We start from the raw sequence: 25,060 nt of genomic DNA, 5'->3' as shown, positions 1-25,060 counted from the left end.
CCGTCCTTCGACCGCGTCGCGGCCTCTCCTCGGGCGGCGCTGCGCTCCTCCGAGGAGTGACGCCCGGCACCCACGGGGTTTTCCTCCGCTCCGGTGACCCTCGGACGAGGACTCGCGGTCGCTCCACCAGTAACACACCGGCAAATCGGAGGCAACACCGGCGTGTTTCCCACCCGAAGTCGTTTGAGTGTCATTCAGGCACCTAGTCTTGGGGTGTCCGGAATTACAACGACGTAACGAACGGAGGTACGACCATGCTGCTCCTCGCCATCCTCGGTGGAATCGCCGTCGCGTGGACGATCGTCGCGGCGCCCCTCGCCGTACTGGTCGGCCGAGTCGCCCGTGCACGTGATGCACACAGCTAGTCAGTACATGCACCGCCCGCACCACGGAGAAGGCCCCGATCGCACTCGCGATCGGGGCCTTCTTCTCGTGGTCGGGAGCACTCAGACCGAGCTGCGCTCCTGGCCTCGGTCGTCGTCCGAGGCGGACCGCTCGAACCGGGCCTCGTCCGCCCGGACGACCGCCTCGTCGTCGGCCGGCACGCCGTCGCCGTCTCCGTCGGCCGGAGCCGACGGCGTCGCGTCGTGCTCCGCGTCCGGCTGCGGCTGGGCGGCAGGAGCCGAGCGCTGCGGGTCGACGGGCGGCAGCTCCTCCACGGGACGCTCGCGCGACGGCACCTCCAGGCGGTCGACGTCGGCGAGCAGGCGGCGGGTCTCCTCCTGCGAGGCGTCCCCGGCCGACGCGGGGAGGACGATCGTGGGCGTCTGCGGGGCTGCAGAGCCGGAGGCGGAGCCCGCGCCGACGACGACCGGTGCGACGGCGGTCGGTGCGGCGGCCGGGGGAGCGGTGCGCTGGGGAGCGGCCTCGGCGGTGCTCGCGGCCCGATCGGACGACGGAGCGGACTCGGCGGAGCGGTCTCGACCCGTCTCCGAGAAGCGCCAGCGCTCGAGGTCGGCGAGGAAGGCCTTCCGGGCGCGCCCGGGCTTGTCCCGCCACTGCACGAGGCGGTCGCGGAACTCGCCCACGCTCGCCTGCGTCTGGTAGCCGCCGGTGCTCGACGTGTGCTTCAGCTCGGCGAGCTCGTGAGCGGCCCAGTTGGCCGCGACTCCGGAGCCCTTGACGGGCAGGAGGCGCAGGTGCGTCTCGGCCTGCGCGGAAGCGCGGTCGCTGAGGACGCGCTCCGGGCTGCTGAGGACGTTCCAGGCCGAGGCGTCGACCGCGGCGTCGACGAGCGTCGCGATGACCGCGTTCTTCCGCTCGTGATCCTGCTGACGGATGAGGCGCGCGATGGACGCTCGGAAGACGGAGGCGATCACGATCGCTCCGACCACCACGGCCAGCAGGACCACAGCGGCCGTGAAGACCGCCTGGTGTCCGTCGCTCGTGCGGATCCAGGACATGAACTCGTTCCACCACTGCATGGGGCGAACGCTATCCGTGGCGGTCGCCGTGGCCCGGTCGGCACGCCGCCGACCGGGCGGATCGGCGCGTCAGGCGACGCGGAAGACCTCGATCGCGTCGTCGACGCTCCAGAACTCGCCGAGCTCAGCGCCGGCGGGCATGCCCGCCCGCAGCAGCCGGGCGCGGTACCGCTCGCCGAGCGGATCCTCGACCAGCTCGATGTGGCCGACGACGGCACCCGAGCCGGTGCTCACGCGCCACAGCCGGGCGTTGACCCGGGTGAGCGTCGGCGGGGTGCGGGTGGCGTGCAGCGTGGACAGGGACATCGGTTCCTCCTGCTCGAGTCTCGCAGCACCCACCGGCCGAGTGCTGTCGCAGACTACGGCCGACCACCGACATCCCCGCCGGGGCGTCAGCGAAGGGTCGTGCCGTGCACCGCGAACTCCTCGATCGCGTCGATCTCCTCCTGCGAGAGGGGGCCGGCGTCCAGCGCGGCGACGTTCTGCTCGAGCTGCGCGACGCTCGACGCTCCGATGATGGCGCTCGTGACGGTGGGCACCCGGAGCACCCAGCTCAGGGCGAGCTGGGCCAGCGACTGGCCGCGCTGCTGCGCGATCGCGTTCAGGCCGCGGGCGCGCGTCAGGTACGCCTCGTCGATCCGGTCGGAGGAGAGGAAGCGCGACGTCGCCGCACGGGACCCCTCCGGCACGGTGCCGTCGAGGTAGCGGTCCGTCAGGAGCCCCTGCGCCAGCGGCGAGAAGACGATGCAGCCGGTGCCGAGCTCGTCGAGCACGGGGAAGAGGCCGTCCTCGGGTCCGCGGTCGAAGAGCGAGTAGCGGGGCTGGTGCAGGAGGAGCGGCACTCCGCTGCCCGCCAGTGCCGCCTGCGCGGCCCGGGTCTGCTCGGGCGAGTAGTTCGAGATGCCGGCGTAGAGCGCCTTGCCCGACTCCACCGCCGAGACGAGAGCGCCCATGGTCTCCTCGATCGGAGTCTCCGGGTCCGGCCGGTGCGAGTAGAAGACGTCCACGTAGTCGACGCCGATCCGCTGCAGGCTCTGGTCGAGCGAGGAGAGCAGGTACTTGCGCGAGCCGCCGTCCCCGTACGGGCCGGGCCACATGTCGTATCCGGCCTTGGACGAGATGACGATCTCGTCGCGGTACGGGCGGAGGTCCTCCGCGAGGATGCGGCCGAAGGCCGTCTCGGCGGCGCCGTAGGGCGGTCCGTAGTTGTTCGCGAGGTCGAAGTGGGTGACGCCCAGGTCGAACGCGCGGCGGAGGATCGCGCGCTGCGTGTCGAGGGAGCGGTCGGATCCGAAGTTGTGCCAGAGGCCCAGCGACAGGGCGGGCAGCAGCAGGCCGCTCCGTCCGGTGCGTCGGTAGTCCATGCGGTCGTAGCGGGCGGGGGCGGCGTCGTAGCTCACGCCGCGACTCTATTGCAGGGGGCGGATCCGCGGAATGCAGGGGGCGGTGAGCGTGTTGGACCGACTGACGCCTCCGGCACCCCGGACGCGTCGACGCGACAGGAAGTGAGTCACACGCAATGCGCACATTCGTACTCGCCGGAGGATGCTTCTGGTGTCTGGACGCCGTCTACCGCGTCCTCGACGGCGTGACCGACGTCGTCTCCGGCTACACCGGCGGCCGCACGACCGAGCCCGACTACGAGGACGTCTGCTCCGGGCGCACCGGCCACGCCGAGGCCGTCGCCGTCACCTTCGACCCCGAGGTCATCCCCGAGCAGGTCGTCCTCGACGTCTTCTTCACCCTGCACGACCCGCGACAGCTGAACCGCCAGGGCAACGACGTCGGCACGCAGTACCGCTCGGCGATGTTCTACTCCTCCGACGAGGAGAAGGAGCTGTTCGAGACCGCGCGCGACCGTGCGTCCGAGTGGTGGGACGGCCCGATCGTCACCGAGATCTCGCCGCTGGGCGTCTACTACCCCGCCGAGGACTACCACCAGGACTTCTTCGCGAAGAACCCGGGCCAGGGCTACTGCATGGCGGTCGCACTGCCCAAGGTGAACAAGATCCGCAAGTCCTACTCGAGGTACATCACCGCGTCGTAACGCTCCTCCACAGGGGACGATCCGCTCGTCCTCTCCCCAGAAGGGCCCGCCTCCACCTCGGAGGCGGGCCCTTCGTCGCGACACTGGCCCTGCGGCGCCCGAGCGGTACCAGCCCCCTCCGCCCGGGCGCCGTGCCCGTCGCAGCCGTGGCGGGGCAGGAGTAGAGAGGACACGACCATGACCGACACGCTGACCGTCATCGGGACCATCGGCACCGAGCCCCGGAGCATCGACACCTCCAGCGGCACCGCGATGACCAGCTTCCGGCTCGCCTCGACGCAGCGGCGCTACGACCGCTCGGAGCAGCGCTGGGTCGACGTCTCGACGAACTGGTACACCGTCACCGCGTTCAACGGCCTGGCCGGCAACGCGCTGTCCTCCCTGTCGCGCGGCGACCGGATCCTCGTCACCGGGCGGCTCGGGGTGAGGGCCTGGGAGGCGGGAGGCAAGGCCGGTACCGATGTGGTCCTCACGGCCGAGGGCATCGGGCACGACCTCGCCTGGGGGACCAGCAGCTTCACGAAGACCGTCGGGCGCGCCTCTGCTCCCGCCCCTGCCGCCGAGCCCGCGTGGAGCGAGGAGGCGCCGCGCGAGGGCGCCGCGGCGGGTGACTGGGGCGCGTCGGGCCATGACCGCGGTGATGCCGTGCCCGAGCCGCCGGTGGCGGCGGGCGTCGGCGGAGGCGCTCCCGGTCTCTCGGTAGGATCCGGGGAGACCCCGTTCTGATCCGGGGGACCGGAGCGAGAGCCGTCCCGGTCGGGAGGAGCCGGGCGTGACACGGAACCGAGCGGCCCGCATCGCGCTCGTGCTCGGCGGTCTCGCCGTCTGCCTCTCCGGTTGCACGTCGCCGTCGGCGCCGGACCCCGTGGTGTCCTCCTCCGCGGCCGAGGCGCCGGCACCGGCGGAGTCCGCCGCACCCGTCGCCTTCGTGCCGGGCGGGACGACGGAGCAGAACCTCCCCGTGTTCGAGCAGACCCTTCGCGCGGCGGCCGAGCCCGATCCGGAGGTGAGCGGCTCCAGCGTGGTCGACGCGCTCGTCGCGGCGGGGTTCTCCCGCGAGTCGATGCAGCTGACAGCGGACGAGACCTCGGTCGGACTCGACGCGGACTCGGTGCAGGTCTCCGTCAAGCTCGGGGAGTCGTGCCTCATCGGCCAGTACGGCCTGAAGAGCGGCGGGGTGCGGGCGGTGATCGCGGCTCCGATCGCGACCGGCGCCTGCCTGGTCGGCCGGACCGTCCCGATCCAGGGCTGACGCGCCGGCCTCGACCGGGAACCGCTCCGCCTCGCGCCCCGGTCGGGGTCGGAAAGGACGAAAGGATCCTCGACAAGGCCCCTCGCCCGTCGAGTCCGAGAGAGCCCGGTGTTCGCCCATCGCTCCTGCAGGACCACTCCGACCGGTACGGATCCGAGCGTGAGCACCGCCTCGTGCGAGCGGACAGGTCGGCGATCCCGGTGGCCGGCGGCGCCCTCCCCTCCCCGGGACGCCGCTCCGCACGGTTAGGCTGCCCGGACCGACACGTGTGCCCCAGCGCGGGCACCGCGACGGACGTGCCGACGGGAGTGCTCGGCACGAGGACCACGACGAGGGGGAACTCGCCATGACCACATCCCGACCGCAGACGACGACGCGAGCGAGGTGGAGGCGCACCGCCATCGCGGTCGCGAGCACGGCAGCCGTCGTCCTCGGAGTGACGACAGGAGCCGGAGCGGCTGCCGCAGCGGAGAAGCGTCTGCTGACGAAGGTCACCCCCTACAACTGGTCGACCACCGAGACGTTCTCGGCCGCTCAGACCGCTCCCGTCGCGGGAGACGTCACCGGGCTCGACGTCACGCTGTCCGACTCCGCCCGGCCGACGGGGAGGTACCCAGCGTTCACGACGTACAACTGGGTGATCGGCGACTACGCCCTCACAGGGGCGGTGGACCTCGACGCCGGGGATCGCACCTTCCGCATCGACCTGAAGCAGCCCCTCTCCTCGTTCGGCGGTGGGACTGTCGCCCTCCAGATCACGGCGCAGAAGCAACCGCTGGAGGAGAACCAGAGTCCGATCGGCCAGCCGGTCGACAGCGGCTTCGAGCTGACCACGTCGGCCACCCTCTCCGTCGCCGGAGCCTCCGGCGCCGGCGGTGTCGGCGGGGTCGACCTCAGCAGCAGCGCACAGACGCTCCAGCGGAGCGCCGCGTACTTCGCGTACGAGAAGGTCGACACGGCTCTGGACGTCAAGGGTGGCGACACCGTCGTCCTCGAGTCCAACCGGGACGGCTTCTACGACCTCCAGGGGCTCGCCGCCTACGTCGGTCCCAGCAGGACCGAGCGGATCCCCGCCCAGGTGGTCGCGGACAACGATCAGTCCAAGGTCACCGTGACGATCCCGTCCAGCGCCTACGACGCCTACAAGGACCGCGTGAGCAGCCTGCTCCAGGTCACCGGCATCAGCAACGGCAGGGTGGAGCAGCCCCGCGGAGCGACCATCACGTCGGACGCCGCAGTCCGCGTCACGGGAAGCGGAGCCACCACCCCGCCGGTCACGCCGACCCCGACGGCCACCGCGACCACCCCGCCGGTCACGCCGACCCCGACGGCCACCGCGACCACCCCGCCGGTCACGCCGACCCCGACCACTCCTCCGGTCACGCCCACGCCGACCGCAACGCCGACCGCCCCGCCCGCCGGCTCGCCGGTCGTCTCGCGCATCTCGGGCACCGACCGTCAGGGCACCGCGGTCGAGGTGTCCAAGCGCACCTTCCCGGCGAACGTCCCCGTCGTCTACGTCGCCACCGGGCAGAACTTCCCGGACGCGCTCAGCGCCGGACCCGCCGCGGCCAAGGCGGGCGGGCCGCTGCTCCTGGTCGACCGCGACTCGATGAGCCAGGTCGTCCGCACCGAGCTGACGCGTCTCAAGCCCGCGAAGATCGTCGTCGTCGGCTCCGAGCTCAGCGTCGGCAGCCAGGTCTACAACGACCTGGCCGCGTATGCGCCGAAGGGGAAGACCACGCGCATCGGCGGAGTCGACCGCTACGACACCTCGAAGCTGATCCTCCAGGACGCCTTCAGGGGCGGCTCCCCGATGGCCTGGCTGGCCACGGGCGAGAAGTTCCCCGACGCCCTGAGCGCCAGCGCCGCAGCCGGCGCGAATCGCGCTCCGGTGGTGCTGACCAATGGAACCGGCTCCACGGTGGACCCCCTCACCCAGCAGATCATCAGCGGCCTCAAGGTCAGTAGCTTGACGATCGCGGGCTCGACGCTCTCGGTCAGCGCCGGCATCGAGCGCTCGATCACGGGCCCGATGATCACCCGCATCGGCGGGACCGACCGGTACGACACCTCGGAGAAGCTGAACAAGGCGGCCTTCACCTCGGCGACGACCGTCTACCTCGCGACCGGTGAGAAGTTCCCCGACGCCCTGGCCGGAGCCACGGCGGCGGGCTACACCCGGAGCCCGCTCTTCGCGGTCCAGCCCACCTGCGTGCCCCGGGCGGTCCTCGCCGACATCACCGCGTCCAAGGCGACGCAGGTGATCCTGCTCGGCAGCACGGACACGCTGTCCGAGGCGGTGGAGCGCCTGACGCCCTGCAGCTGATCCGCACCGTCGTCCGCTGACGCGATCCGCCCTCCCCACCGGCCCGGCCGGAGCGGAGGGCGGTCCGCGTTCAGGCGCTCCCTCCGACGCGGACCGGCGAGTTCCCGTTATCCTCGACTGGTGCGGACGGTCCCGCGGCCTGCGCTCCGCGTCGGCCGGGGCCCGGCGTCCCGCCCCGGTCCGAGCCTCCGTCAGCGCCTCCGCGCGGAGCAGGGGACCGGCGGGCGACCCGACTCCGCGCAGACCGACGGACTTGAGGACTGGGCATGGCTGAATACATCTACTCGATGGTGCGCGCGCGGAAGGCGGTCGGCGACAAGCTGATCCTGGACGACGTCACCATGTCGTTCCTGCCGGGAGCGAAGATCGGCGTGGTCGGGCCCAACGGCGCCGGCAAGTCGACGATCCTGAAGATCATGGCGGGGCTGGACACGCCGAGCAACGGCGAGGCGCGGCTCAGCCCGGGCTACACCGTCGGCATCCTGATGCAGGAGCCCGAGCTCGACGAGACCAAGACGGTACTCGAGAACGTCCAGGAGGGCGTGGGCGAGATCAAGGGCAAGATCGACCGCTTCAACGAGATCTCCCTCGCGATGGCCGACCCGGACGCCGACTTCGACAGTCTCCTCGCCGAGATGGGGACCCTGCAGGAGGCGATCGACGCCGCCGACGCCTGGGACCTGGACTCGCAGCTGGAGCAGGCGATGGACGCGCTGCGCACCCCGCCGGGGGACTCCCTCGTCACCAACCTCTCGGGTGGCGAGAAGCGCCGCGTGGCGCTCACCAAGCTCCTCCTGCAGAAGCCCGACCTGCTGCTGCTCGACGAGCCCACCAACCACCTCGACGCCGAGAGCGTGCTCTGGCTCGAGCAGTTCCTCTCGAAGTACCCCGGCGCCGTGCTCGCCGTCACCCACGACCGGTACTTCCTCGACAACGTCGCGGAGTGGATCGCCGAGGTCGACCGCGGCCACCTCTACCCCTACGAGGGCAACTACTCGACGTACCTCGAGAAGAAGAGCGCCCGCCTGGAGGTCCAGGGCAAGAAGGACGCCAAGCTCGCCAAGCGGCTCACCACCGAGCTCGACTGGGTGCGCAGCAACGCCAAGGGCCGTCAGGCCAAGTCGAAGGCGCGCCTGGCGCGCTACGAGGAGATGGCGGCCGAGGCCGAGAAGACGCGCGTGCTCGACTTCGAGGAGATCGTCATCCCGGTGGGCCCCCGTCTGGGCTCCCAGGTCATCGACGCGAAGAAGCTGCACAAGCAGTTCGGCGAGCGCGTCCTCATCGACGACCTCAGCTTCACGCTGCCCCGCAACGGCATCGTCGGCGTCATCGGCCCGAACGGCGTCGGCAAGACAACGCTCTTCAAGACGATCGTGGGCTTCGAGCCGCTCGACTCGGGCGACCTGAAGATCGGCGAGACGGTCGACATCTCCTACGTCGACCAGAGCCGCGGCGGCATCGACCCGCAGAAGAACCTGTGGGAGGTCGTCTCCGACGGGCACGACTACATCACCGTCGGGAAGACCGAGATCCCCTCCCGCGCCTACGTCTCGCAGTTCGGCTTCAAGGGCCCGGACCAGCAGAAGAAGGCCGGCGTCCTCTCCGGTGGCGAGCGGAACCGCCTCAACCTCGCGCTGACGCTCAAGCAGGGCGGCAACCTGCTCCTGCTCGACGAGCCCACCAACGACCTGGACGTCGAGACCCTGGGCAGCCTCGAGAACGCGCTCCTCGAGTTCCCGGGCTGCGCCGTGGTGATCACGCACGACCGGTGGTTCCTCGACCGCATCGCGACCCACATCCTCGCCTACGAGGGCACCGAGGAGGATCCGGCCAACTGGTACTGGTTCGAGGGCAACTTCGAGGCGTACGAGGAGAACAAGATCGAGCGCCTCGGCCCGGACGCGGCGAAGCCGCACCGCTCCGCGTACCGCAAGCTCACCCGCGACTGATGCGCCTGCACGTCGCCATCCCGCTGCGCTGGTCGGATTTCGACGCCTACGCGCACGTGAACAACGCCGAGATGCTGCGCCTGCTCGAGGAGGCGCGCATCCAGGCGTTCTGGAAGCCGGACTCGCCGCAGCCCGGCGGGATGGCGACGGCGGTGCTCGACGCACGGCCGGGCGCCGAGTCGATCAGCCTCATCGCCCGGCAGGAGATCGAGTACCTCGCGCCGATCCCGTACATGCGCGCGCCGATCGACGTGGAGCTGTGGATCGGGCGGATCGGCGGGGCGAGCCTCGAGGTCTGCTACGAGCTCTACTCGCCCGCCGGCGTCGTCCCGCGGGTGCTCTTCACGAAGGCGGCCACCACTCTGGTGCTGGTCACGGCCGCGACGGGCAGGCCCCAGCGCATCCCGGAGGAGCTCCGCGAGGCGTGGGGCCCCTACGTCGAGGAGCCCATCACCTTCTCGAAGCGGGGCTGAGCTCAGCCCAGGGGGACGCGGACCATGCCCTCCTGGGCGACGCTCGCCACGAGCACGCCCTCCTGCGTGTAGATGCGCCCGAGCGAGAGCCCGCGTCCGCCGGACGCGCTCGGCGCCTCCTGCACGTAGAGGAGCCACTGGTCCACGCGCGCGGGGCGGTGCCACCACATCGCGTGGTCGAGGCTCGCGATCCGCAGGCCCGGCGTCGTCCACGCCGCACCGTGCCGGCGGAGCGTGGATTCGAGGATCGTGTAGTCGCTCGCGTAGGCGAGGGCGGCGCGGTGCAGCATCGGATCGTCCGGCAGCGGTCCGAGCGAGCGCATCCACACGCTCTGGTGCGCGACCCGCTCGGGGTCGGCCCGGAGGTACACCGGCTGCTCGACGTGCCGCACGTCGAAGGGGCGCTGCGTGGCCCAGAAGCTGCCGACCGGGTGGTCGACCCCCGCGAGGATCTCAGCGGTGCTCGGCAGCGACTCCGGGTCGGGGATCCCCTCCGGCATCGGCGCCTGGTGGTCGAGACCCTCGTCCTCGGTCTGGAACGAGGCGATCATCGAGAGGATGGGGCGTCCGTTCTGGTAGGCCTGCGTCCGCCGCGTGCAGAAGGAGCGGCCGTCGTGGATCCGGTCGACCGAGAACGTGATCGGCAGGGAGACGTCCCCGGGGCGGAGGAAGTACCCGTGCATCGAGTGCACGGAGCGCCCCTCGACGGTGCGACCGGCCGCGATGAGCGACTGCGCGAGGACCTGGCCGCCGAAGACCCGCCCCTCGGGCATCCACTGCGAGGGACCCGTCGAGATGTCCTCGCTGGTGCGGGCGCCGGTGTCCGTCAGGTCGAGCGCGGTGAGGAACGAGGACAGGGGATCGGGCACGGTACCTCCGGGGTGTCGGGCGGTCGGGCGAGCGGCCTCGGGTAAGTTTATAGACGCGATGAGTTCGTCCTTCTCCCTGGCGGATCCGCCCAGCCTGTCGGATCTGCGCGTCTTCCTCGGCCGTTCGGCCCGGGTCGAGGACGGTGCGGTCCGGCTCCTCGCCGACGACCACGTGCTGGCCGCCTACACGCCTATCCTCCAGCCCCGCGGTCTGCTCGACCGCTCCGCGACCGTGCTGGGCCTGCGCGTCTTCGCGCTCGACGAGCCCGCCGGCTTCGACCGGGTCGTGCCGATCCGTGCGCTGTCGGACCGCCTCGCCCGCCTGCAGTGGGAGCCGGGCGGAGCGGACGGCAAGCCGGTCGTCCTGCCCGACGGCGACGACGCGACGGCGGGGCCCTGGGCGGGCGTCTCCCCGCCCCGCGGCGGCTGGACCCGGCGCGAGCCCGTGGACCCGGGCTTCCTGGAGCGCGTCGCGCGCGAGGGGATCGACGAGATCGCGGGGGCCGTCGGCTCCGAGACGGGCGAGCAGATCGTCGGCCGCGTGCGGTCGAGCGTCTGGGGCCGCGCGCTCGACGGCCTCGAGGACGTCCCGGTGGGAGCGGCGTTCGCCCTCTTCGCGCTCGGGTTCCTCGGCGCCGACGACCCGGTCGCCCTGCTCGAGAGCGGCGCCTGGCGCCGCCTCACCTCACGGCGCGGACACGTGCTGGTCCGCACCCCGGGCTGAGCGGCTACTCCTCGAAGGTGTTCACCATCGCGTGGGCGGCGCGCTCCAGGTAGTCCCAGAGCAGGGCGTCGTCGGCCGGAGCGAGCTCGAGATCGTCGACGGCCGTCCGCATGTGCTGGAGCCAGTGGTCGCGGGCCTCGGGGTTGATCCGGAACGGCTGGTGCCGCATCCGCAGGCGCGGGTGGCCGCGCTCCTCGCTGTAGGTGCCCGGGCCGCCCCAGTACTGCTCGAGGAAGCCGGTCAGCCGCTGGATCGCGCCCTCGAGGTCGTGCTCGGGGTACATCGGCCAGAGGACCTCGTCCTCGCGGACGCCCTCGTAGAAGCGGCGGACCAGGCGCTCGAACGTCGGCCGGCCGCCGATGTGCTCCCAGAAGCTGCGCAGCGGAGGCGTGCCGCCGATCTGCAGGCCGCTCACGAGCGCGCTCCCGTCGGGCCGGAGGTACCGCCGCCGTCCTGGGGCGGCGTCCCGCTCCCGCGCCGCAACGCGCGGGGGAGCCGCACGGGCTTGCCGTGCTCGGTGCTGATCGTGGGGGAGGGCGTGGTCCGCGGCGGCTTGGCGCCTCCGACGCTCGTCGCCCCCTCGAAGCCCTCGAGGACGACGGTGGCCAGCGAGGGGAGCTTCACGTCGAGCGCGTCGAGCGACTTCTTCAGGCGCAGGCGCAGCTCGCGGGCGACGTCGTCCTTGGCGGTGGTGCGGGTCTTGACCACGACCCGGATGACCAGGGCGTCGTCGGCGATGGACTCCAGGCCCCAGAGCTCGGGCTTGTCGATGATCCGGGCCCGCCAGCGGCTGCTCGCCGCCAGCTCGTTCGCGGTCGCGAGGACCGTGGACTGCACCTGCTCGAGGTCCGTCTCATAGGGCACGGCCAGGTCGACGATGACGCGCGACCAGCCCTGCGACATGTTCCCGACCCGGACGATCTCGCCGTTGCGGACGAACCAGAGGGTGCCGTTGACGTCGCGGATCTGCGTCACGCGGACGCCGACCGACTCGACCACGCCCGTCGCCTGCCCGGTGTCGACGACGTCGCCGACCCCGAGCTGGTCCTCCGCGACCATGAACAGCCCGTTCAGGACGTCCTTGACGATGTTCTGCGCGCCGAAGCCGAGGCCCGCGCCGAGGGCGGCCGTCAGCAGGGCGAAGGAGCCGATGAGGTCCTTGTCGATCGTCGTCACGATCATGACCAGGGCGATGACGACGATCAGGATCGAGCTCAGGTTGTTGAGGATCGACCCGAGCGTGCGCGTGCGCTGCACCACCCGCACGGCCGCGAGCGGCGACGCGGCGATCGACTGGGTGTCCTCGACGCGCTGTCGGCGCTTCACTCCCGACACGATCTGATCGACGACGCGGCCGATCACGAAGTGGGCGATGACGCGCACCAGCAGCGCGCCCAGCACGATCCCGAGGATCGCGACCACCTTCCAGAAGTGCTCGGACTCGAAGAAGGAGACGGTGGCGGCGACAGGGTCCGGGGTGGAGGTCTGAAGAAGCAGCATGACCGCTCCAGGCTACGGGACGCCTCCCTCCGAGACGGGTGCACGAGCCCCGAGCGCGTATAGATTCGAGGCGGGTCCGCTCGGACCCGGACACCGCCCTGGGAAGGACGCCCGATGCTCCACTCCACCCGGACTCCCGCCGAGAAGCGCCGCCTCTTCCGCGAGCGCCTCGCCTCGGGCGAGCTGCTGCAGCTGCCCGGCGCGTTCACTCCGCTCTCCGCGCGCCTCATCGAGGCGAAGGGCTTCGACGGGATCTACGTCTCGGGCGCCGTGCTCTCGGCCGAGCTGGGGCTGCCGGACATCGGGCTCACTACGCTCAGCGAGGTGGCCGGCCGCTCGCAGCAGATCGCGCGCCTGACCGACCTGCCGGTCCTCGTCGACGCGGACACCGGCTTCGGTGAGCCGCTGAACGTCGCGCGCACGGTGCAGATGCTCGAGGACGCCGGAGTCGCGGGGCTGCACATCGAGGACCAGGTGAACCCCAAGCGCTGCGGGCACCTCGACGGCAAGGCGGTCGTCGACGAGGCGACCTCGGTGCGGAGGATCGCGGCGGCCGTCGACGCGCGCCGCGACTCCGATCTGGTGATCATGGCCCGCACCGACATCCGCGCCCTCGACGGCCTGCCGGCCGCGATCGACCGCGCCAAGCGCCTCGTCGACGCCGGAGCCGACGCGGTGTTCCCCGAGGCGATGCGCGACCTGTCCGAGTTCGAGGCCGTGCGCGCCGTGATCGACGTGCCGATCCTCGCCAACATGACCGAGTTCGGCAAGAGCGAGCTGTTCACCGCGCAGCAGCTCGCCGACGTCGGCGTGAACGTCGTGATCCACCCGGTCTCGCTGCTCCGGATCGCGATGGGCGCCGCGATGCGGGCACTCGACGCCCTCAAGGCGGAGGGCTCGCTCCGCTCGGAGGTCGCGGGCATGCAGACGCGCGCCGAGCTCTACGAGCTCCTCGACTACGCCTCGTACAGCCGCTTCGACGAGGGCGTCTTCGACTTCTCGCTCGCCGACCACTACGGCGCCTGAGCGCGCCGACCCGCACGAACCGGCGGCGCTCCCCGGCGCCGCCGCCCGCCTCTCGCGAAGGAGCGAAGGATGAGCACGACCGATCAGGACATCCGCAAGGGACTCGTGGGGGTCGTCGTCGACACGACGGCCGTCTCGAAGGTCGACCCGGCGTCGAACTCGCTGCTCTACCGCGGCTACCCCGTGCAGGAGCTCGCGGCGGGGACCTCGTTCGAGGACGTGGCCTGGCTGCTCTGGCACGGCGAGCTCCCCACTGCGGAGGAGACGGCCGGGCTGGCCGCCGTGGAGCGGGCCCACCGCGCCCTGGCCCCCGAGGTGCGCACCGTGATCGACCTGCTGCCGCTGTCGGCGCACCCGATGGACGTCGTGCGGACGGCGGTGAGCGTCCTGGGCGCGCTCGAGGAGGATCCGGACGCCGACGCTCCCGAGGCCGTTCTGGAGCGCTCCGTGCGGCTCTGGGCGGCACTGCCGGCGATCGTCGCCTACGCCCAGCGCCGCCTGCGCGGCCTCGAGCCGATCGAGCCGCGGGACGACCTCGACTACTCCGAGAACTTCCTCTGGACGACCTTCGGCGAGGTGCCGGAGCCGGTCGTCGTCGACGCGTTCCGCGTCTCGCTGGTGCTCTACGCCGAGCACTCCTTCAACGCCTCGACCTTCACGGCCCGCGTCGTGACGTCGACGCTGTCGGACGTCCACTCCGCCGTGACCGCCGCCGTCGGAGCGCTCAAGGGACCGCTCCACGGCGGGGCGAACGAGGCCGTGCTGCACGTGCTCGACGAGGTCGGCACCGGACCGGAGGCGGACCGGCGGTCCCGCGAGTGGCTCGCCGAGGCGCTCGGGCAGCGCCGGAAGGTCATGGGGTTCGGCCACCGGGTCTACAAGTCGGGCGACTCGCGGGTGCCGACCATGGACGCCGCTCTCCGGCGGCTCGCCGAGCACGAGGGGGCCGGCGAGATGATGGAGCTGTACGACGCCCTGGCCGCGGCGATGGCCGAGCGGACGGGGATCCTGCCGAACCTCGACTACCCGTCCGGCCCCGCCTACCGGCTGATGGGCTTCGACACCGGGATCTTCACTCCGCTGTTCGTCGCCGCGCGGGTGGTGGGCTGGACGGCCCACGTGATCGAGCAGCGGGGCTCGAACGCACTCATCCGGCCGCTGTCCGCCTATGACGGGCCGGAGCGCCGCTCGGTCCCGCAGCGCTAGGCGCCGGGAGCGGGGAGAGCCGCCCGGTCCCGCAGCGCCGAGCGCCGGGGGACCGGGCGGCTCGCTGTCAGCCCCGGGTGTCGCGCTCCTGGGCGCGGAGCGCACGCTCCACGCCGGCCAGGTTCTCGATCACGAGTCGGCGCAGCGCCGGGACCTCCGGGTTCGCGTCGAGCCAGGCGCGGGTGGCGTCGACGATCTCCTGCGAGGGCGTGGCGGCCGGGTAGAAGCCGACGACCAGGTACTCGGCGATCTTGTAGCTCTTCGACTCCCAGAGGGAGCGGAGGGCGTCGAAGTAGACCGGGACCATCGCCTCGAGCAGGCGCGGGTCGGCGGCGCGCTGGAAGCCCAGGCCCGTCGAGCGGACGATCGTGTTCGGAGCCGAGTCGTCGGCCGTGACGGAGTCCCAGGCCGCGCGTTTCGCCTCCGCGGTCGGCAGCGCGGCACGGGCGTGCGCGGCCGACTGCTGGCCGGTCGCCGTGTTGTCCGAGGCGAGCGCCGCGTCGATGTCGTCCGCACCGGCCCGCCCGCCGGCGACGAGAGCGATCAGCAGCTCCCAGCCGAGGTCGGTGTCGATGTCGAGACCGTCGAGAGCGGTGGAGCCGTCGAGCAGCGCCTGCACGGCCTCGAGGTGCGCAGGGGTGGACGCGATCGCGGCGAAGAACTTCACGAACTGGAACTGCGCGTCGCTGACCGGCTCGGCGCTCTGCGCGAGCGTCCACAGCTGATCGCCCGCCTCCTCGACGACCTCGGCCCGGTACTCCGGAGCGACGTACTGGGTGGCGGTGGCGACGAGCTGGTTGAGCACCGTCCGCAGGGTCGTGGACTCGGTCTCGGTCGCGACGTTGCCCAGGACGAGGCGGACGAAGTCGCGCGGCGCCGACTCGGCGTCGCGGGTCGAGTCCCAGACCGAGCCCCAGACCAGCGAGCGGGCCAGGGGGCTGTCGATGCTCGCGAGGTGCTCGACGGCCACGGCGAGCGAGGCGTCGTCGAGGCGGACCTTCGCGTAGGCGAGGTCGTCGTCGTTGAGCAGCACGAGCGCCGGACGGGTGCGGCCGATCAGCTCGGGCACCTCGGTGCGCTCCCCGTCGACGTCCAGCTCGAGGCGCTCGACGCGGACGAGGCGCTCGCCCTCGAAGTCGTACAGGCCGATCGCCAGGCGGTGCGGGCGGATCGTCGGGTACTCCTCGACCGCGGTCTGCAGGATCGCGAAGGACGCGATCGCTCCGCTCTCGTCGACCGCGATCTCGGGGCGGAGCGTGTTCACGCCGGCCGTCTCGAGCCACTGCGCCGACCACTCGGTGAGGTCGCGCCCGCTGGTGGCCTCCAGCTCGACCAGCAGGTCGCGCAGCTCCGTGTTCGAGAAGGCGTGCTTCACGAAGTACTCGTGGACGCCGGCGAGGAACTCCCTCTCGCCGACCCACGCGACGAGCTGCTTGAGCACCGAGGCGCCCTTGGCGTAGGTGATGCCGTCGAAGTTGACCTGGACGTCCTCGAGATCGTTGATGGTCGCGACGATCGGGTGGGTCGAGGGCAGCTGGTCCTGGCGGTAGGCCCAGCTCTTCTCCATCGCGGCGAAGGTGGTCCACGCCTCGGTCCACTCCGTCGCCTCCGCGGTGGCGAGGGTGGAGGCGTACTCGGCGAACGACTCGTTGAGCCAGAGGTCGTTCCACCACTTCATCGTGACCAGGTCGCCGAACCACATGTGGGCGAGCTCGTGGAGGATCGTGACGACCCGGCGCTCCTTGATCGCGTCCGTCACCTTCGAGCGGAACACGTAGGTCTCGGTGAAGGTCACCGCTCCCGCGTTCTCCATCGCGCCGGCGTTGAACTCGGGGACGAACAGCTGGTCGTACTTCGCGAACGGGTACGGGACGCCGAACCTCTCCTCGTAGAAGGCGAAGCCCTGCTTCGTCTTCTCGAACACGTAGTCGGCGTCGAGGAACGGCGCGAGCGAGGCCCGCGCGAAGACCCCCAGCGGGATGGTGCGGCCGTCGGAGGAGACGAGCGAGTCGGTCTCGACAACGTAGGGTCCGGCGACGAGGGCCGTGATGTAGGAGGAGATGCGCGGGGTGGGCTCGAAGCTCCAGGTCGCGATCCCCTCGCCCGCCGGGACCGGCTCGGGAGTGGGCTGGTTCGACACGACCTGCCACTGCGCGGGCGCGGTGACGGTGAAGCGGAACTCGGCCTTGAGGTCCGGCTGCTCGAACACCGCGAAGACGCGGCGGGAGTCGGGCACCTCGAACTGCGAGTACAGGTACACCTCGCCGTCGACGGGGTCGACGAAGCGGTGCAGGCCCTCGCCCGTGTTGGTGTAGAGCGCGTCGGCGACGACGGTGAGCTCGTTGTCCGCGGCCAGGGCGTCGAGGCGGATGCGGACGCCGTCGGCGACGTCGGCGGGGTCGAGCTCCGCGCCGTTGAGGGTGACGGAGTGGACCGTGCCCGTGACGGCGTCGATGAAGCTCGAGGCGCCCTCGGTGGCGGAGAAGCGCACCGTGGTCGTGCTGAGGAAGGTCTCGGCTCCCCGGGTCAGGTCGAGGGCGATGTCGTAGTCGTGGACCTGGATCAGCGAGGCGCGCTCCTGCGCCTCGCTCCGGGTGAGGTTGTCTCCTGGCACGGGGGTGCTCCATCCGTTCGTCTCGGGCGCTGCCGCGGGCGCCGGGGTACGGGCGCCGCCGATCCACCCTAGAGCTGCCGGGACCCGCCGTGGAGCCCCGTGGCGCCGATCCTGCGGAGCCGCCGGGGAGCGCGGACGCGGCCGCGGCGAGCGGCGTAGCGTGTCCCCATGACCTCTGTGGACTTCTGGTTCGACCCCTCCTGCCCGTGGGCCTGGATGACCTCGCGATTCGTGGACGAGGTGACCCCCGCGCGCGACCTCGACGTGCAGTGGCACATCATGAGCCTCGCCGTCCTCAACGAGGACAAGGACGTGGACGACTCGTACCGCGCCTTCCTCCCGCGCGCGCTGCGCTACACGCGCCTGGTCGCCGCCGTCGCCGAGCGCGAGGGCCGCGAGCACGTGAAGCCGCTCTACGACGCGCTCGGCACCCGGATCCACCCGGGGGGGCGCACCGACGTCGACGCGGTGATCGCCGAGTCGCTCGCCGAGCTCGGCCTGCCCGCGGAGCTCGCCGCCCACGCCGACTCGGACGAGTACGACGAGCCGATGCGCGCCTCCCACTTCGACGGGATCGAGCGGGTCGGCCAGGACGTCGGCACCCCGGTCATCGCGATCGGCGACGTCGCCTTCTTCGGCCCCGTCATCTCGCCGATCCCGAGGGGCGAGCAGGCGCTGACCCTCTGGGACGGCATCGTCGCCGCCGCCTCCTTCGACGGCTTCTTCGAGCTCAAGCGCTCGCGGACCCGCGACCCGCAGTTCGACTGAGCCGACCCGCGGTACTCTGGCTCCCGGCCCGGGCACCGCGGGTCCCAGACGGCTCTTCCGGAGGAGTTCTCTCGTGCGCATCCACATCGCCACGGACCACGCAGGGCTGGACTTCAGCCGTCACCTGATCGAGCACCTCGGCGCCGCCGGTCACGACGTGATCGACCACGGCCCCACGTCCTACGACCCGCTGGACGACTACCCGTCCTTCTGCATCAACGCTGCCGCCGCGGTCGTCCGCGATCAGGAGGCAGGGGTCGAGGCCCTCGGCGTCGTCTTCGGCGGCTCGGGCAACGGCGAGCAGATCGCGGCGAACAAGGTCGCGGGCGTGCGCGCGGCACTCGTCTGGAACCTGAGCACCGCCGTGCTGGCCCGCCAGCACAACGACGCGAACGTCATCTCGATCGGGGCCCGCCAGCACTCCGTCGAGGAGGCCACCGGCTTCATCGACGCGTTCGTCGCCGAGCCCTTCACCTTCGAGGAGCGGCACGTGCGCCGCATCGCGCAGCTCGCCGAGTACGAGGCCACCGGCGACATCGCCGGCCGGGTCGTCGACTCCGCCGCGAAGGAGCGCTGAGTGCCCGAGGGGCACTCCGTCCACCGGATCGCCCTGCAGTTCGAGCGCGACGTCGTCGGGCACCGCGTCGCGACCAGCAGCCCCCAGGGCCGCTTCACCGAGGGAGCCGCGCTCCTCGACGGGCGCGAGGTCCTCGAGTCCACGGCCGTCGGCAAGCACCTGCTGCTGCGCTTCGAGGGCGACCTGACGCTGCACGTCCACCTCGGCCTCTACGGCGCGTGGGACTTCCTCGGGCACGTCTCGCCGCTGTTCCCGGACGGGAAGGCCGGCAGCAGCATCGGCGCTCCCCGGCGCCGCCGCGCCGTGCGCCTCTCCGAGACGGAGCACGAGACCGACTCCGACCTCGACGAGTTCCCGCCGCCGCCCGTGGGCGCGGTGCGCCTCCGCATCATGACGGAGGAGACCGTCGCCGACCTGCGCGGCCCCACCGCCTGCGAGGTGATGGACCCCGCCCAGGTGGAGGCCCTCCTCGCCCGCCTCGGTCCGGATCCGGCCGACGACGACTCCGACGAGGCGCGCGACCGCTTCGTGAACCGGCTCCGCAGGACGGCGACGCCGGTCGGGCTGGTGCTGATGGACCAGTCCGTGGTCAGCGGCATCGGCAACATCTACCGCGCGGAGCTGCTCTACCGCGCCGGCCTCGACCCGCACACTCCCGGCAAGCAGGTGCCGCTGGAGCTCGCACAGGAGCTGTGGCGGGACTGGGCGGACCTGCTCGAGGACGGCATCCGGACCGGGATGATGATCACGCGCCGCGGCCTGACGAAGACCGAGCGCTCGAAAGCCGTCCGCAGCCGCGCCGAGCGCAACTACGTCTACAAGCGCGAGGGTCTGCCCTGCCGCGTCTGCGGCACGAACGTGCTGCTCGAGGAGATCGGCGCGCGCAAGCTCTACTGGTGCCCGGTGTGCCAGTCGTGAGCGCCGGTGGAGAGACGCCGGCCCGGTCCCGCGCCCGCCGAGCCGTCCGCCCCGCGCTCCGCGAGGCCGCCCGATGACCGGCGGTGTCCTTCTTCGGGGCGCCCGCCTCCTCGGCTCGTCCCGACCCGGTGCCGTGCTCCTGCGCGACGGCCGCGTGGAATCTGTCGGACCGGACGCCGCCGCCGCCCCGGGCGACGAGGTGCGCGACCTCGACGGGCGCTGGGTGCTCCCCGGCCTCTGGGACGAGCACGTCCACTTCTCCCAGTGGGCGATGACGGCCCCGCGCCTGGACGTCTCGTCGGCGGACTCGGCCCGCGGAACGGCGGACGCGGTCCGACGTCGCCTGGCGGAGGAGCCCGGTACCGGCACGCTGATCGGCTTCGGCTTCCGCGACGGTCTCTGGCCGGAGCCGCCGACGACCGCGCTCCTGGACGAGGTCTCTCCGGAGCGGCCCGTCGTGCTGATCAGCGGCGACCTGCACTGCGCCTGGCTGAACTCTGCCGCGTACCGGCGCTACGCCGTCGCTCCCGAGCCCGAGCTGCTGCGCGAGGACGCCTGCTTCGAGCTCGTCACCGCACTCGGAGCCCTCGGCGACGACGAGCTCGACGCGCTCGCCGACGCGGCGGCCCGGCGGGCTGCGGCCCGCGGGGTGGTCGGCGTCGTCGACCTCGAGATGCGCTGGAACGCGGGGGACTGGCCCCGTCGCGTCGACGGCGGAACCCGCTCCCTCCGCGTCGACACCGGCGTCTACCGCGACCACCTCGACCGCGCCCTCGCGGAGGGACTGCGCACGGGCGACGAGCTCGACGGCGGTGACGGCCTGCTGCGGATGGGCCCGCTGAAGGTCCTGATCGACGGCTCCCTCAACACGAGGACCGCCTACTGCGCCCACCCGTACGCCGACCACGACGGCTACGGCGTCCTCACCGTGGAGCCCGCCGAGCTGGACGAGCTGCTCGCCCGCGCGGCCGCCGGGGGCATCCGCTCCACCGTGCACGCGATCGGAGACGCCGCGGCGACGCTGGCTCTGGACGCGCTCGGCCGGGTCGGCGGGGGCCGGATCGAGCACGCTCAGCTGCTCGCGGAGACCGACCTTCCGCGGTTCGCCGCGCTCGGCGTGGAGGCCGGAGTGCAGCCCGCGCACGCGCTCGACGACCGCGAGGTGGCGGAGCGGTACTGGCCGGGACGGACCGGCCGGGCGTTCCCGCTGCGCTCGCTGCTCGACTCCGGGGCCCGCGTGGTGCTCGGCTCGGACGCTCCGGTCGCTCCGCTCGACCCGTGGGTCGCGATCTCGGCCGCGGTCGCGCGGGCGCTGCCCGGCGACGAGCCCTGGCATCCGGAGCAGCGGGTGAGCGTCGAGGAGGCGATCGTCGCCTCGACCCGGGTGCGCCGGCTCAGGCCCGCGGCCGGCGATCCCGCCGATCTCGTGGTGGTCGACCGCGATCCGCTCGCCGCCGACGCGGGAGCCCTCCGATCCATGCCGGTCGCCGCGACCCTCCTGGCGGGCCGCTTCACGCACGGCGGCTGACCCGCGCCCGTCGCGACACCGGCTGCTCCGGATCGCGCGAACGGGCCCGGGAACGACGACGGCCCGCGGGATCCGAGGATCCGCGGGCCGGTCGAGGCGTGGTGCTCAGCTCTCGCTGACGTGGGCGAAGAGGAACCAGCGGTCCTTCTCGAGGCCGCGGCCGATCTCGATCGCGACGTCCTGGCTGCTCGCGTCGATCTCGGCGAGCTCGGCGATCGCCGTGTTGACGGTCGCGATGGCGACGTCCATCTGGCGGATGATCTCGACGATCGCGTTCTCGGAGCGCTGGAAGCCGGGGGTGAGGGGTTCGGACCGCGTCGCCGAGGCGACGGTCTGGATGCGGGCGTCGATCGGGAGGCCGAGGGCGACGACGCGCTCCGCGGCGAGGTCGGCCCACTCGATGGCGCGGCCGACGATCGCGTCGAGCAGCTCGTGGACGCCGATGAAGTTGGCGCCGCGGACGTGCCAGTGCGCCTGCTTGCCGTTGACGGCGAGCGCGGTCATCTCGACGACGACGGGGCTGAGGAACTGGGCGACTCCGGATGCGACATCCGGGTTCGACGAGGTGAGCGACGTGACGGACGTGGTGGACATCGTCTGGTCCTTTCGAGAGGGGTGACTGATCGTCAACAGTACGCAGATCCCCCGGCGCCGCAAGGAAGCGCAGGCTCGGCTCAGTCCGGTGAAGGACAGGCTCACCTCGGTCGCGGAGGGGCGTCACGGGGGCTTCCCCCCGGGTGCCCGGAGCCGTGCCGCCGGTACGCTCGACCGGGTCGCGGCGGCGGCGGGAGCGGACAGGAGGCGCGGATGAGCGGAGCATCGACGGCCCTCGGCGAGGCCTCGCGCGCCTACCTCCGGCTCTGGCGCGGACTGCCCCGGGAGGTGGTCGCGCTGGTGGCCGCGATCCCGGTCGCGCTCCTCGGCGCCTTCTGCGCCGGCGTCGCGCTCGCCGTCGCGCTCGGGCTCGTCGGAGTCCTGATCGGCCTGGTGTTCCTGCCCGCCGCCCTCTACACGGCGCGCTTCTTCTCCCGGGCCGCCGTCGGCCTCGACGTGCTGGCCGGACGGCCCGCCGTCCCCCGGCCGCAGTGGCGGCGACCGCCCTCCTCCGTCACTCCGTCGACCTTCGCCCTCTACGGTCCGGTGATCGACGGGCACTACTGGCTCGCTCTCCTGCACACGCTCGTCGTGGCTCCGGTGCTCGCGCTGCTGTCCGGACTGCTCCTGGCGCTGTGGACCTGGGCGGGCCCGGGCACGGTGGCCGCCGCGCTCACGGGGGCCCCCGGTCCGGCCCGCCTGCTGGCCGAGAGCGGGGCCGCTCTGCTGGGCGCCCCGCAGCCTCCGGCGGGACTGGTCGCCGCGGCGACGGTCGCCACGACCGTCCTCTTCGTCTCGACCCTGCCGTTCGCCACCCGCGGCCTCTCCCTCCTGCACTGGCTGGTCGACCGTCTCCTGCTCGGCCCGTGGGAGTCGGAGGCGCTCCAGCGCGAGGTCGCCGAGCTGAGCGCCTCCCGCGGCGCAGCCGTCGCCGCCGAGGACCGCGCGCTGCGCCGGCTCGAGCGCGACATCCACGACGGCCCGCAGCAGCGCCTGATCCGGGTCCAGATGGACCTGGCCTCGGCCCGCAACCGACTCGCCGCCGACCCGGAGTCCGCCGCCCGCCTGGTCGACGAGGCCCGCGAGCACGTGCGCGCCGCGCTCGACGAGCTGCGCGCCCTCTCCCGCGGAGTGGCGCCGCCGATCCTGCAGGACCGGGGCTTCGAGGCGGCGGTGCACTCGCTCGCCGAGCTCAGCCCGGTGCCGGTCGAGGTCCTCACCGAGCACCCCGTGGCGGACGTGCCGCCCGAGGTCGAGCGCAGCGTCTATTTCGTCGTCGCCGAGCTGCTCGCCAACGTCTCCAAGCACTCCGGTGCCCGATCGGTGCGGGTGCAACTCGACACCCGCGACTCCGGCACTCCGGGGGAGCGCTGGCTCGACGCCTGGGTGGTCGACGACGGAGTCGGCGGGGCGTCGCCGGTCGCCGGTCACGGTCTCGAGGGGGTCGGCGGGCGCGTCCGGGGCCTGCGCGGGATCCTGAGCGTGGAGTCGCCGGTCGGCGGGCCGACCACGGTCGGGGTGCACGTCCCCTACCGCCCGGCCGTCCTATCCTGAGGGCGTGCCCGTGATCCGCGTCGCCATCGCCGAGGACTCGGTCCTCCTGCGCGAGGGCCTGGTCCGCCTCTTCGAGGACGCGGGGTTCGCCTCCGTCGGCGCCTTCGGGGACGCGGACGCCCTGCTCGCCGATCTGGCACGGGACCCGGCCGGGGTCGACGTCGCCGTGCTCGACGTCCGGATGCCGCCGACCTTCCGCGACGAGGGCGTCCGCGCGGCGCTGGAGATCCGCCGCCGCTACCCGCACGTGTCGGTCCTCCTGCTCAGCCAGTACGTCGAGGTCACCTACGCGCAGGAGCTGCTCGGCTCCGGCGACGGCGGACTCGGCTACCTCCTGAAGGACCGGGTCGCCTCCGTGGAGGAGCTGCGCGACGCCGTCGAGCGCGTCGCAGCGGGCGGAACCGTCCTCGACCCGCAGGTCGTCGCCTCGCTCCTGCAGCGCAACCGCGACCCGCTCGCCTCGCTGACCCCGCGGGAGCGGGAGGTGCTGGAGCAGATGGCCCAGGGGCGCACGAACGCGGGCATCGCCTCCGCTCTCTTCGTCGGCGTGGGCGCCGTGGAGAAGAACGTGACCGCGATCTTCCAGAAGCTCGGGCTCGAGGACTCGGGCTCCGACCACCGGCGGGTGCTGGCGGTCCTCGCCTTCCTGCGCGCCGGGCGCTGACCACCGGAGAAGAGGAGAACCCGATGCCGTCGAGTCCTGCGGAGGGCGCCCGCGTCCTCGCCCTGACCGGGGGACGCGCCCCGGAGATCGCCGACACCGCGTGGGTCGCTCCGGGCGCCACCGTGATCGGCTCCGTGCGCCTGGGGGAGCGGGCGAGCGTCTGGTACGGCGCCGTCCTTCGCGCCGAGCACGCGCGGATCGAGCTCGGCGCCGGCAGCAACCTCCAGGACGGCGTCGTCGTCCACGTCGACGCCGACTACGACGCGGTCATCGGCGCCGGAGTCTCGGTCGGGCACAACGCCGTGCTGCACGGCTGCACCCTCGAGGACGACGTGCTGGTCGGCATGAGCGCGACCGTCCTGAACGGGGCCGTCATCGGCACCGGCTCGCTGGTCGCCGCAGGCGCCGTCGTCCTCGAGGGGACGGTCGTCCCACCGGGCTCGCTGGTGGCGGGCGTCCCCGGGAGGGTCCGGCGGGAGCTGACGGAGGAGGAGCGCGAGGGCATCCGCCGGAACGCCGCCTCGTACCTCGCCCTGACGGAGGAGCACCGCGGCGCGGTCGGCTGAGCACGCCCGGAACGCCTCGGAACGACGAAGAGCCCCGGACGTCCGGGGCTCTTCGAGAGGAGAGGGGCTGACGAGAATCGAACTCGCATCATCTGTTTGGAAGACAGAGGCTTTACCACTAAGCTACAGCCCCGGATCGTTGGTCTGACGACCGCGAACCGGTGCGACCGGGTCTCTCGACCGGGCACCAGGACAGCGTAGTACATCGCGCGTGCACCGTGGACACCCCGGTCGTCCTCCGCCGCGCGGTTCCGGTCGCCGCTGCCGCGGTGCAGTACACTTGCGAAGGCCATTTCGGCGTGTCGCGCAAGCGCACGTGCGGGGACGGCTCGACGAGAGTCTCACGCACGGTGCCCAGGCCCGCGCATCCGGGGCGTAGCTCAGCTTGGCTAGAGCGCCCGCTTTGGGAGCGGGAGGTCGCAGGTTCGAATCCTGTCGCCCCGACCACGAGTACTCATCGTGACGACATCGACCCGTG

General features: G+C 72.3%; 24 protein-coding genes and 2 tRNA genes. 17 read left to right on the top strand and 9 right to left on the bottom strand.

The features are described 5' to 3' along the window. Window positions 1-446 precede the first annotated feature (446 nt). The 3 genes from C5B93_RS07730 to C5B93_RS07720 all read right to left on the bottom strand — a co-directional run bounded on the left by C5B93_RS07730 (window position 447) and on the right by C5B93_RS07720 (window position 2,824). Window positions 447-1,424, bottom strand: a complete 978-nt coding sequence (locus C5B93_RS07730) for a hypothetical protein (protein WP_104292168.1) — start codon at window positions 1,422-1,424, stop codon at window positions 447-449. 69 nt (window positions 1,425-1,493) lie between these two features. Beyond that, window positions 1,494-1,730 carry a hypothetical protein gene (locus C5B93_RS07725; RefSeq protein WP_104223715.1) on the bottom strand — a complete coding sequence of 79 codons (237 nt, stop codon included), beginning with the start codon at window positions 1,728-1,730 and terminating at the stop codon, window positions 1,494-1,496. An 86-nt stretch (window positions 1,731-1,816) separates the two neighbouring features. Continuing rightward, complete coding sequence (locus C5B93_RS07720) at window positions 1,817-2,824, bottom strand: aldo/keto reductase (RefSeq protein ID WP_104223714.1); 1,008 nt, start codon at window positions 2,822-2,824, stop codon at window positions 1,817-1,819. Window positions 2,825-2,943: 119 nt separating this feature from the next. Between C5B93_RS07720 and msrA the strand changes: the two genes are divergently transcribed. The 6 genes from msrA to C5B93_RS07685 all read left to right on the top strand — a co-directional run bounded on the left by msrA (window position 2,944) and on the right by C5B93_RS07685 (window position 9,474). Then, window positions 2,944-3,471, top strand: a complete 528-nt coding sequence (gene msrA / locus C5B93_RS07715; RefSeq protein WP_104223713.1) for a peptide-methionine (S)-S-oxide reductase MsrA — start codon at window positions 2,944-2,946, stop codon at window positions 3,469-3,471. A 177-nt stretch (window positions 3,472-3,648) separates the two neighbouring features. Next, window positions 3,649-4,197 (top strand): single-stranded DNA-binding protein, encoded by a 549-nt coding sequence (locus C5B93_RS07705; RefSeq protein WP_104274010.1) that lies wholly within the window; start codon window positions 3,649-3,651, stop codon window positions 4,195-4,197. 46 nt (window positions 4,198-4,243) lie between these two features. Beyond that, entirely contained in the window at window positions 4,244-4,723 is a 480-nt protein-coding gene (locus C5B93_RS07700) for a DUF6993 domain-containing protein (protein WP_104292167.1), read from the top strand. A gap of 346 nt (window positions 4,724-5,069) precedes the next feature. Beyond that, entirely contained in the window at window positions 5,070-7,052 is a 1,983-nt protein-coding gene (locus C5B93_RS07695; protein ID WP_104292166.1) for a cell wall-binding repeat-containing protein, read from the top strand. A 266-nt stretch (window positions 7,053-7,318) separates the two neighbouring features. Further along, on the top strand, window positions 7,319-9,001 hold the full coding sequence (ettA, locus tag C5B93_RS07690) for an energy-dependent translational throttle protein EttA (RefSeq protein ID WP_104223708.1): 1,683 nt from the start codon (window positions 7,319-7,321) through the stop codon (window positions 8,999-9,001). Next, on the top strand, window positions 9,001-9,474 hold the full coding sequence (locus tag C5B93_RS07685; protein ID WP_104223707.1) for a thioesterase family protein: 474 nt from the start codon (window positions 9,001-9,003) through the stop codon (window positions 9,472-9,474). Before ettA ends, C5B93_RS07685 begins: the two co-directional genes overlap by 1 nt. A gap of 2 nt (window positions 9,475-9,476) precedes the next feature. Here the strand turns inward: C5B93_RS07685 and C5B93_RS07680 are convergent, their stop codons facing one another. Next, window positions 9,477-10,343 (bottom strand): acyl-CoA thioesterase II, encoded by an 867-nt coding sequence (locus C5B93_RS07680; RefSeq protein ID WP_244230637.1) that lies wholly within the window; start codon window positions 10,341-10,343, stop codon window positions 9,477-9,479. A 58-nt stretch (window positions 10,344-10,401) separates the two neighbouring features. Here C5B93_RS07680 and C5B93_RS07675 point away from each other — a divergent pair, with 58 nt between their 5' ends. Then, the gene (locus C5B93_RS07675) at window positions 10,402-11,067 is read left to right on the top strand and encodes a hypothetical protein (protein ID WP_104292165.1); all 666 of its coding nucleotides are present in this window, start codon (window positions 10,402-10,404) and stop codon (window positions 11,065-11,067) included. Window positions 11,068-11,071: 4 nt separating this feature from the next. On the opposite strand, the gene C5B93_RS07670 is transcribed toward C5B93_RS07675, so the two are convergent. Both C5B93_RS07670 and C5B93_RS07665 read right to left on the bottom strand, forming a co-directional pair. Continuing rightward, the gene (locus C5B93_RS07670) at window positions 11,072-11,482 is read right to left on the bottom strand and encodes a globin (protein ID WP_279630823.1); all 411 of its coding nucleotides are present in this window, start codon (window positions 11,480-11,482) and stop codon (window positions 11,072-11,074) included. Then, a complete protein-coding gene (locus C5B93_RS07665; RefSeq protein WP_104292164.1) occupies window positions 11,479-12,567 on the bottom strand; it encodes a mechanosensitive ion channel family protein in 1,089 nt (362 codons plus the stop codon). Before C5B93_RS07665 ends, C5B93_RS07670 begins: the two co-directional genes overlap by 4 nt. A gap of 114 nt (window positions 12,568-12,681) precedes the next feature. Here C5B93_RS07665 and prpB point away from each other — a divergent pair, with 114 nt between their 5' ends. Next, window positions 12,682-13,593: a methylisocitrate lyase gene (gene prpB / locus C5B93_RS07660; RefSeq protein ID WP_104292163.1), complete on the top strand. Its 912-nt coding sequence runs from the start codon at window positions 12,682-12,684 to the stop codon at window positions 13,591-13,593. 69 nt (window positions 13,594-13,662) lie between these two features. Continuing rightward, on the top strand, window positions 13,663-14,799 hold the full coding sequence (locus C5B93_RS07655) for a bifunctional 2-methylcitrate synthase/citrate synthase (protein ID WP_104267232.1): 1,137 nt from the start codon (window positions 13,663-13,665) through the stop codon (window positions 14,797-14,799). A 67-nt stretch (window positions 14,800-14,866) separates the two neighbouring features. Here C5B93_RS07655 and pepN read toward each other — a convergent pair whose 3' ends face one another. After that, on the bottom strand, window positions 14,867-17,413 hold the full coding sequence (pepN, locus tag C5B93_RS07650; RefSeq protein ID WP_104292162.1) for an aminopeptidase N: 2,547 nt from the start codon (window positions 17,411-17,413) through the stop codon (window positions 14,867-14,869). 168 nt (window positions 17,414-17,581) lie between these two features. Here pepN and C5B93_RS07645 point away from each other — a divergent pair, with 168 nt between their 5' ends. From C5B93_RS07645 to C5B93_RS07630, 4 genes are all read left to right on the top strand, one after another. After that, window positions 17,582-18,181, top strand: coding sequence for a DsbA family protein (locus C5B93_RS07645; protein ID WP_104223701.1), 600 nt, complete (start codon window positions 17,582-17,584; stop codon window positions 18,179-18,181). 73 nt (window positions 18,182-18,254) lie between these two features. After that, window positions 18,255-18,758: a ribose-5-phosphate isomerase gene (locus C5B93_RS07640; protein WP_104223700.1), complete on the top strand. Its 504-nt coding sequence runs from the start codon at window positions 18,255-18,257 to the stop codon at window positions 18,756-18,758. Then, window positions 18,759-19,676 (top strand): Fpg/Nei family DNA glycosylase, encoded by a 918-nt coding sequence (locus tag C5B93_RS07635; protein WP_104292161.1) that lies wholly within the window; start codon window positions 18,759-18,761, stop codon window positions 19,674-19,676. It abuts the gene before it with no gap. A 73-nt stretch (window positions 19,677-19,749) separates the two neighbouring features. Next, window positions 19,750-21,204, top strand: coding sequence for an amidohydrolase (locus C5B93_RS07630; protein ID WP_104292160.1), 1,455 nt, complete (start codon window positions 19,750-19,752; stop codon window positions 21,202-21,204). A gap of 105 nt (window positions 21,205-21,309) precedes the next feature. Here the strand turns inward: C5B93_RS07630 and C5B93_RS07625 are convergent, their stop codons facing one another. Further along, window positions 21,310-21,798 carry a Dps family protein gene (locus tag C5B93_RS07625; RefSeq protein ID WP_104292159.1) on the bottom strand — a complete coding sequence of 163 codons (489 nt, stop codon included), beginning with the start codon at window positions 21,796-21,798 and terminating at the stop codon, window positions 21,310-21,312. Window positions 21,799-22,011: 213 nt separating this feature from the next. Between C5B93_RS07625 and C5B93_RS07620 the strand changes: the two genes are divergently transcribed. The 3 genes from C5B93_RS07620 to C5B93_RS07610 are packed head-to-tail and all read left to right on the top strand — an operon-like array spanning window position 22,012 to window position 24,582. Beyond that, window positions 22,012-23,352, top strand: coding sequence for a histidine kinase (locus tag C5B93_RS07620; RefSeq protein WP_104292158.1), 1,341 nt, complete (start codon window positions 22,012-22,014; stop codon window positions 23,350-23,352). Between the two features lie 4 nt (window positions 23,353-23,356). Then, on the top strand, window positions 23,357-24,016 hold the full coding sequence (locus C5B93_RS07615) for a response regulator transcription factor (RefSeq protein WP_104257382.1): 660 nt from the start codon (window positions 23,357-23,359) through the stop codon (window positions 24,014-24,016). Between the two features lie 23 nt (window positions 24,017-24,039). Beyond that, a complete protein-coding gene (locus C5B93_RS07610; RefSeq protein WP_104292157.1) occupies window positions 24,040-24,582 on the top strand; it encodes a gamma carbonic anhydrase family protein in 543 nt (180 codons plus the stop codon). A gap of 62 nt (window positions 24,583-24,644) precedes the next feature. On the opposite strand, the gene C5B93_RS07605 is transcribed toward C5B93_RS07610, so the two are convergent. Further along, a tRNA-Gly gene (locus C5B93_RS07605) sits at window positions 24,645-24,715 on the bottom strand. Window positions 24,716-24,951: 236 nt separating this feature from the next. Here C5B93_RS07605 and C5B93_RS07600 point away from each other — a divergent pair. Next, window positions 24,952-25,029, top strand: a tRNA-Pro gene (locus C5B93_RS07600). Window positions 25,030-25,060: the final 31 nt, after the last annotated feature.

This window comes from Rathayibacter sp. AY1A2, from assembly GCF_002930935.1.
Classification (GTDB): Bacteria; Actinomycetota; Actinomycetes; order Actinomycetales; family Microbacteriaceae; genus Rathayibacter.
Note: the sequence above shows the minus strand (reverse complement) of the source record. Positions and strands in the feature narration are given on the sequence as shown.

Bases quoted from the DNA above. Each gene is read 5' to 3' on its own strand.
- C5B93_RS07655 (WP_104267232.1), top strand. From the start codon at position 13,663: ATGAGCACGACCGATCAGGACATCCGCAAGGGACTCGTGGGGGTCGTC.
- C5B93_RS07675 (WP_104292165.1), top strand. From the start codon at position 10,402: ATGAGTTCGTCCTTCTCCCTGGCGGATCCGCCCAGCCTGTCGGATCTG.
- C5B93_RS07695 (WP_104292166.1), top strand. From the start codon at position 5,070: ATGACCACATCCCGACCGCAGACGACGACGCGAGCGAGGTGGAGGCGC.
- C5B93_RS07685 (WP_104223707.1), top strand. From the start codon at position 9,001: ATGCGCCTGCACGTCGCCATCCCGCTGCGCTGGTCGGATTTCGACGCC.
- C5B93_RS07630 (WP_104292160.1), top strand. From the start codon at position 19,750: ATGACCGGCGGTGTCCTTCTTCGGGGCGCCCGCCTCCTCGGCTCGTCC.
- C5B93_RS07665 (WP_104292164.1), bottom strand. From the start codon at position 12,567: ATGCTGCTTCTTCAGACCTCCACCCCGGACCCTGTCGCCGCCACCGTC.
- prpB (WP_104292163.1), top strand. From the start codon at position 12,682: ATGCTCCACTCCACCCGGACTCCCGCCGAGAAGCGCCGCCTCTTCCGC.
- C5B93_RS07620 (WP_104292158.1), top strand. From the start codon at position 22,012: ATGAGCGGAGCATCGACGGCCCTCGGCGAGGCCTCGCGCGCCTACCTC.
- ettA (WP_104223708.1), top strand. From the start codon at position 7,319: ATGGCTGAATACATCTACTCGATGGTGCGCGCGCGGAAGGCGGTCGGC.
- C5B93_RS07625 (WP_104292159.1), bottom strand. From the start codon at position 21,798: ATGTCCACCACGTCCGTCACGTCGCTCACCTCGTCGAACCCGGATGTC.
- C5B93_RS07610 (WP_104292157.1), top strand. From the start codon at position 24,040: ATGCCGTCGAGTCCTGCGGAGGGCGCCCGCGTCCTCGCCCTGACCGGG.
- C5B93_RS07725 (WP_104223715.1), bottom strand. From the start codon at position 1,730: ATGTCCCTGTCCACGCTGCACGCCACCCGCACCCCGCCGACGCTCACC.
- C5B93_RS07730 (WP_104292168.1), bottom strand. From the start codon at position 1,424: ATGCAGTGGTGGAACGAGTTCATGTCCTGGATCCGCACGAGCGACGGA.
- msrA (WP_104223713.1), top strand. From the start codon at position 2,944: ATGCGCACATTCGTACTCGCCGGAGGATGCTTCTGGTGTCTGGACGCC.
- C5B93_RS07705 (WP_104274010.1), top strand. From the start codon at position 3,649: ATGACCGACACGCTGACCGTCATCGGGACCATCGGCACCGAGCCCCGG.
- C5B93_RS07645 (WP_104223701.1), top strand. From the start codon at position 17,582: ATGACCTCTGTGGACTTCTGGTTCGACCCCTCCTGCCCGTGGGCCTGG.